The organism is Thermostichus sp. MS-CIW-38 (assembly GCF_054058415.1).
Genome location: NZ_JBSSAH010000040.1, coordinates 21,240 through 27,852 on the forward strand (window position 1 = coordinate 21,240; position 6,613 = coordinate 27,852).

Consider the following 6,613-nt stretch of genomic DNA (forward strand, 5'->3'; position numbering starts at 1 on the left):
TGGACTCCATTCCGCTTACGCAAACACTAGAAATCATGGGATCCCGTTCACCGCGTCCAGCCCGGCCCATCCGTTCCGGCCGCTATCCGGCCAAAGAGCTGTGCAGCCAGTGCGGCCTCTGCGATACCCGCTACGTGGCCCACGTCAAAGAAGCCTGTGCCTTCTTGGACCAGCAACTGACCCAGTTGGAAGAACAGACCCACGGGCGATCCCGGGAATCGCTGCGCTCAGGATCCCTCGCCGTCACCGATACCGATTACTTCGGTGTCTACGAGGCAATGTACACAGCCCGCAAACGGGATCCGATCCCGGGGGCCCAGTGGACGGGCATTGTCAGCAGCATTGGCATGAAGGCCCTCACCACTGGCTTGGTGGAAGGGGTGGTGTGCGTGCAGGCGGATGAGCGGGATCGCTTTCAGCCACGGCCCATCCTGGCCCGTACCCCCGAAGCGGTCTGGGCGGCGCGAGTTAACAAGCCAACTCTTTCTCCCAACTTGTCTGTGTTGGAGCAGGTGGAGCAAAGCGGCCTCAAGCGCCTATTGGTGATCGGGGTGGGCTGCCAAATTCAGGCTTTGCGGGCGGTGGAAAAAAAACTGGGCCTGGAGAAGCTGTACGTGTTGGGCACGCCCTGTGTGGACAATGTCAGCCGTGCCGGGCTGCAAAAGTTTCTAGAAACCACCAGCCGCTCCCCACAGACGGTGGTGCACTACGAGTTTATGCAAGACTTCCACATCCACTTCAAACACGAAGATGGCTCGGTGGAAAAGGTGCCCTTCTTCGGCCTCAAGACCAAAGAACTCAAGGACGTGTTTGCCCCCTCCTGCCTCAGTTGTTTTGACTATGTGAATGCTCTGGCAGATCTGGTGGTGGGCTACATGGGATCCCCCTTGGGCTGGCAGTGGCTGCTGGTGCGCAATCAGCGGGGGCAAGAGCTGTTGGACTTAGTCTGGGAGGAGCTGGAAACCCAACCGGTGATCTCGCAGGGATCCCGGAGGGCGGCAGTGCAGCAGGGGATCCCTGCCTACGACCAAGCCCTGAGTTTGCCAATGTGGCTGGCTCGCCTCTTGGGGGCGGCAATCCAGCGCTTTGGGCCGCGCGGCCTGGAATATGCCCGCTTCTCCATCGATTCCCACTTCACCCGCAACTACCTCTACGTGCGCCGCCACTATCCCCAGAAGTTGGAGCAGCACGTGCCCCCCTTTGCCCGGCGGATTGTGGAGCAGTACCAACTCCCGCAAGACTGAGGCTCAGCAGTAGCGGATCCCAGCTTCCGCCCAGCGATCGATAGCCTGACCTATGCGCTCGCAATCGGCAATTAGGCTAATCCGCACGTAGCCCTCTCCTCCCTCTCCAAAAGCGCTGCCGGGGGTTACGACCACGCCTGTAGATTCCAGCACCCGCAGGGCAAACTCCGTCGATCCCTCAGGGGTGCCGTCGGCAGCGCGGGGGGTAGGGATCCAGAGATACATCGTCGCCCGTGGCGGCTCGATCCGCCAGCCCAACTCCGCTAGGCGGCCGATCAGATAGTCGCGCCGGCGGCGGTAGCGCTCTTGTACCTGCTCCAGGTAGCTATCCGGCAGGCGCAGGGCAGTTTCGGCGGCCTTTTGGATGGCGGCAAAAATGCCGTAGTCGAGATTGGTTTTCAGGGTGCGCAAGCTCTGGATGATCTGGCGATTGCCCACCACAAATCCCACCCGCCAGCCGGCCATGTTGTAGGTTTTGGAGAGGGTGTGGAACTCCACTGCCAAGTCCTTGGCGCCTGGGATCTGCAGCAGGCTGGTGGGCCGGTAGCCGTCAAAAGCCAGCTCGGCATAGCACAGGTCGTGCACCAGGATGAGATCGTAGCGGCGGGCAAACTCCACCACCTCCTCAAAAAAAGAGCGGGGCGCAACTGCCGCCGTCGGGTTGTTGGGGTAGTTAAAGTAGAGCACCCGCGCTTGCTGGGCCACTTCCGGCGGTATTTCTTGCAGATCGATCAACCACCCCTTCTGCGGGCGCAGCATCATCGGGTAGATCTGCCCGCCGGCAATCATGGGGCCGCGAAAATGGGCTGGATAGGCAGGGCTGGGCACCAACACCAGATCTCCGGGATCCACATAGGCCAGAGCCAGGTGGGTCAGCCCCTCTTTGGATCCCAGCAAAGGCAGCGCCTCTCCATTGGGATCCAGCTCCACCCCGTAGCGGCGCCAGTACCAATCCGTGATCGCCTGGCGGAAGCTGGCCGTGCCCTCAAAGGGCGGGTAGCCGTGGTGGGCGGGATCCGCAATGGCCGCCTGCGCCGCCTCCACCACCGGCTGTGGGGTGGGACCATCGGGGTTGCCCATGCCCAGATCGATCAAATCCAACCCCTGCTGGCGGGCGCGGGCCTTCAGCTCATCCAAGCGGGCGAAGACATAGGCGGGCAGCTTGTTCAGCCGCTGGGCGGGAACGAGAGCGCGGTTCATGGCAAGAATGGGGAAGGGGCACAGCCGGTGCCTGATGGGAGGATAGGTACCTAACTTACCGCCAGACCTGCATCCAAAGCAATGATCGAGATTGGCGGCTTTGGGCATCCGGGATCCCGAACAGCTAGGATAGATATCCCAAGTTATCGACGAGCCAACAGTGCCCCTACCTCTTGTGGCCATTGTGGGCCGCCCCAACGTGGGCAAATCCACCCTCGTCAACCGCATGGCGGGGGTGCGTTCGGCCATTGTGCACGATGAGCCCGGCGTGACCCGGGATCGCCTGTACCAGGAGGTGGAGTGGAACGGGCGCCGCTTGCGGGTGGTGGACACCGGCGGCCTGGTTTTTGGCGACGACAGCGAATTTCTGCCCCACATTCGCCAGCAAGCGATGGCAGCCATGGCCGAGGCGCAGGCCGTGATCTTCGTGGTGGATGGCCGAGAGGGACTGACACCCGCCGATGTAGAAGTGGCCGATTGGCTGCGCAAACAACCCCTGCCGGTGGTGGTGGCCGTAAACAAGTGCGAGTCGGGGCAGATGGGCCTGGCTCAGGCAGCAGCCTTTTGGGAGCTGGGGCTGGGGGATCCGATCCCCTGTTCCGGCATCCATGGCAATGGGGTAGCCGAGCTGTTGGAGGCGGTGCTGGCTCACTTGCCCGAAGTGACCGCAGAAGCCGCAGGCGAGCCAGATCCCATCGCCGTCTCGATTGTGGGACGGCCCAACGTCGGCAAATCCAGCCTGCTCAACCGCCTGGTGGGATCCGAGCGGGCCATCGTCAGCCCCATTTCCGGCACCACCCGCGATGCCATCGACACCGTGGTCACCTGGGAAGGGCAGCCCTATCGCCTCATCGATACCGCCGGCATCCGCAAAAAAAACCGCGTGCAGTACGGCATTGAGTTCTTCAGCATCAACCGGGCCTTCAAGGCCATCCAGCGCTCGGATGCAGTGCTGCTGGTGATCGATGCTTTGGAGGGGGTTACCGAACAGGATCAGAGGCTGGCCGGGCGCATCGAAGAAGAGGGCCGCGCCTGCGTTGTCGTCGTCAACAAGTGGGATGCAGTAGAAAACAAAGATACCCACACCATCAACGAGTTCACCCGCGAGATTCGCGACAGGCTTTACTTTATCGAATGGGCGCCGCTCCTGTTTGTCAGCGCCCTCACCGGGCAACGCACCCACAAAATCTTTGAGCAGGTGAATACCGTGGTGGCCGCCCACCGCAAACGGGTTCCCACCGCTGTGGTCAACGAAGTGCTCCAGGATGCTCTTGCCTGGCAATCGCCCCCCACCAACCGCCAGGGCAAGCAGGGCAGAATTTACTACGGCACCCAGGTGGCGGATCGGCCCCCCACCTTTGTTCTGTTTGTCAACGATCCCGATTTGTTTAAGGATAACTACCGCCGCTTCCTGGAAAAGCACTTCCGGCAAAACCTGGACTTTACCGGTACCCCCATTCGCTTTCTCTGGCGCGGCAAATCCGAGCGCTTGGTTGGGCGGGCGGTGCGAAAATTGGAGAGATCCCTGACCTCTCGTTAGGCCCTCTGGTCTACTGAAAGCCTATGGCTGTGGATCCCAACGTCAAAACCCTGGTTGACAACCGTCGCGCCCGCTTCGAGTACGACATCTTGGAGACCTATGAGGCCGGGATCCAACTGACCGGCACAGAGGTGAAATCGATACGAGCGGGCAAAGCCAACCTGCAAGACGCTTTTGCCCTCTTTCGGGATGGGGAAGCATGGCTGCACAATCTGCACATCTCCCCCCATGACACCGCCAGCAAAGTGTTTAACCACGACCCTACCCGCCGCCGCAAGTTGCTGCTGCACCGCCGCGAGATCGACCGCCTACGGGGCTTGGTGGAACAAAAGGGCCTGACCGTGGTTCCCCTCAAGCTGGTGCTCAACCGCGGCTGGATCAAAGCCCATCTGGGCGTAGCCCGTGGCAAAAAGCTCCACGACAAGCGGCAGGCAATCAAAGAGCGGCAAACCCAGCGGGAGATTCAGCGGGAACTGAAGGAACGATAAATTTCTCCCTGAGCCCCTGCTGGCTTCCACGTCGTTTGCCAAGCGCCTTTTTGTATTCTCAGATACAGCGATCTGCAGCGGGATCCCGATGATGGATGTAGTCTCCCGGCTTTGGATCCCTGTTCTGTTGGAGCTGCCTGTGAACTGGAATCTTACCCGCGCTTTTTCTCCCTCGAGAGGCTGGGCTATTGGCCTGGCAGTCGCCGCTCTACTGGGATCCACCCCCACAACAGCGCAAGAGACCTTCAAAGTGGGCATGGTGCTGGTGGGGCCGATGCAGGATGGCGGCTGGAGCCAGGCCCATGTGGAGGGCAGCGAATATGTCAAGGCCAAGTTGCCCGGTGTCGAGTTTGATTACCTGGATAAGGTGAACCCAGCGGATCGGCCCAATGTGCGCGCCTCTCAGGTGGCGGATGACATGATCGCCCGAGGTGCGAAGGTTATCATCTTTACTTCTGATGACCACAAAGACGACGCGATTGAAACGGCCCGCAAGCATCCCGAGATTGCGGTTATCCATGCTTCTGGGGACATGGCCTGGAAGGAGGGGAAAAATTACATCGATCTGCCCAACTTGGCCAACATCATGCCCCAGATGGAAGCGATGCGCATGGTGGCTGGCTGTGCTGCAGCCCTGGGCTCCGAAACCGGCAAAATTGGCCTATTGGGACCTCTGATCAACGATGAAACCCGCCGTTACGCTGCTGCTGCTTACTTGGGGGCCAAATACTGCTGGGATACTTACCGAGATCGTCCTGAAGAGTTGCAGTTCCGGGTGACCTGGATTGGCTTCTGGTTCAACATTCCAGGGGTTACTTTGGATCCAAGCAAGGTTGCCGATGACTTTTACAACAGCGGCTTTGATGTGGTGATGTCGGGGTTGGATACGCCGGAGGCGGCGGTACAAGGCAAGCGGGCTGCTGAGGCCGGAAAGCGAGTGCGCTACACCCACTACGGCCTGGCCAGCGGTTGTAACTTTGCGCCCGAAATTTGCCTGGGGGTTTCCTACTACAACTGGGGGCCAGGATACAAGCAATTGATCGAGGCAGCTCGCGCGGGCACCTTCGAGAGCCAATTCCTACGTCCGCCCATCGACTGGTCAGACATCAACAACCCGGACACGTCTTCGGCGGGGTTCATCATGGGAGAAGCCCTGAAGCCGGAAGACAAGGCCAAGCTGGAGGAGTTTATTGCTGGCTTGGGGAATGGCAGCATTCAGCTCTTCAAGGGGCCGCTCAACTTCCAAGATGGCACGCCCTTCTTGGCTGAGGGGGAAGTGGCCAGCGAGGTTGATATTTGGTATCTGGGCCAGTTGCTGCAGGGCATGGAGGGAGCCAGCAACTAGCGGAAGGCGTTCTAGGCTCCGGGTAGGGGGAAGAAGCGGTCGGTGGCTTTCACCCGCTGACACCAGGCTCGGATCTGAGGAAAGGGCTTGAGGTCAAACCCGCCCTGCTCCGCCACATGGGTGTAGGTAAAAAGGGCGAGATCGGCGATGGTGTAGCGGTTGCCCACAAAAAACACCTTCCCCTGCAGGTGGCCTTCCATGATCTCCAGCGCCTCTGTTCCAGATTTCAAGTTCTGGGCGATCACGTCAGCATGGGCCTCTGCTTGGCCGGCCCGCACCCAGAAGCGAGTGGTGGCGATGTAGCGGGCAATGCGGGTTTGTTCAAAAAGCAACCACTTCAAAATCTCGGCCCGTTCCAACTTGTTTTGGCCGTAGAGGGGGGTGTCTTCTGCCAGGTAGACCAAGATCGCGGCGGACTCGGCCAAGACCGTTCCATCTTCCAGTTCCAAAGCCGGGATCTGGCCCAGGGGGTTTTTGGCCAGGTACTCGGGGCGGCGGTTTTCTCCGGCCCTGGAGTTGACTTCAACCGTCTCATAGGGGATCCCCAATTGCTTGAGGAGCAATTCCACTTTGTAGCAATTTCCGGAGGTTGGGATCCCGTACAGTCGCAACATTGTGGTTAACCTCAGCCCAAAGCACCTTACAAAGAACTTCGTCCTAACAACGCCAACGGCAACCCAATCAACAAAAACCCTCTGTCCCTAGGTTGTGTTGATCTTTCATTTGAGCCAAAAGAGAGCACTGACGAGATAGAGAAAACTCAAGAAGTTCCTGGCCAATTTGTCAAAACGAGAAA

At 59.7% G+C, this 6,613-nt stretch carries 6 protein-coding genes; 4 read left to right on the top strand and 2 right to left on the bottom strand.

The window, feature by feature from the left end:
• Positions 1-35: 35 nt before the first annotated feature.
• Positions 36-1,244 (top strand): Coenzyme F420 hydrogenase/dehydrogenase, beta subunit C-terminal domain, encoded by a 1,209-nt coding sequence (locus ACVWXZ_RS11905; RefSeq protein ID WP_414390782.1) that lies wholly within the window; start codon positions 36-38, stop codon positions 1,242-1,244.
• Positions 1,245-1,247: 3 nt separating this feature from the next.
• On the opposite strand, the gene ACVWXZ_RS11910 is transcribed toward ACVWXZ_RS11905, so the two are convergent.
• Complete coding sequence (locus ACVWXZ_RS11910) at positions 1,248-2,444, bottom strand: aspartate aminotransferase (protein ID WP_414415961.1); 1,197 nt, start codon at positions 2,442-2,444, stop codon at positions 1,248-1,250.
• A gap of 160 nt (positions 2,445-2,604) precedes the next feature.
• On the opposite strand from ACVWXZ_RS11910, the gene der reads away from it, so the two are divergent.
• The 3 genes from der to ACVWXZ_RS11925 all read left to right on the top strand — a co-directional run bounded on the left by der (position 2,605) and on the right by ACVWXZ_RS11925 (position 5,817).
• Complete coding sequence (gene der, locus ACVWXZ_RS11915) at positions 2,605-3,984, top strand: ribosome biogenesis GTPase Der (protein ID WP_011432890.1); 1,380 nt, start codon at positions 2,605-2,607, stop codon at positions 3,982-3,984.
• Between the two features lie 23 nt (positions 3,985-4,007).
• Positions 4,008-4,472 (top strand): SsrA-binding protein SmpB, encoded by a 465-nt coding sequence (gene smpB / locus ACVWXZ_RS11920; RefSeq protein WP_011432891.1) that lies wholly within the window; start codon positions 4,008-4,010, stop codon positions 4,470-4,472.
• Positions 4,473-4,563: 91 nt separating this feature from the next.
• Positions 4,564-5,817: a BMP family lipoprotein gene (locus tag ACVWXZ_RS11925; protein ID WP_457402719.1), complete on the top strand. Its 1,254-nt coding sequence runs from the start codon at positions 4,564-4,566 to the stop codon at positions 5,815-5,817.
• A gap of 11 nt (positions 5,818-5,828) precedes the next feature.
• Here the strand turns inward: ACVWXZ_RS11925 and ACVWXZ_RS11930 are convergent, their stop codons facing one another.
• Positions 5,829-6,431: a glutathione S-transferase family protein gene (locus ACVWXZ_RS11930; protein ID WP_414421759.1), complete on the bottom strand. Its 603-nt coding sequence runs from the start codon at positions 6,429-6,431 to the stop codon at positions 5,829-5,831.
• Positions 6,432-6,613: the final 182 nt, after the last annotated feature.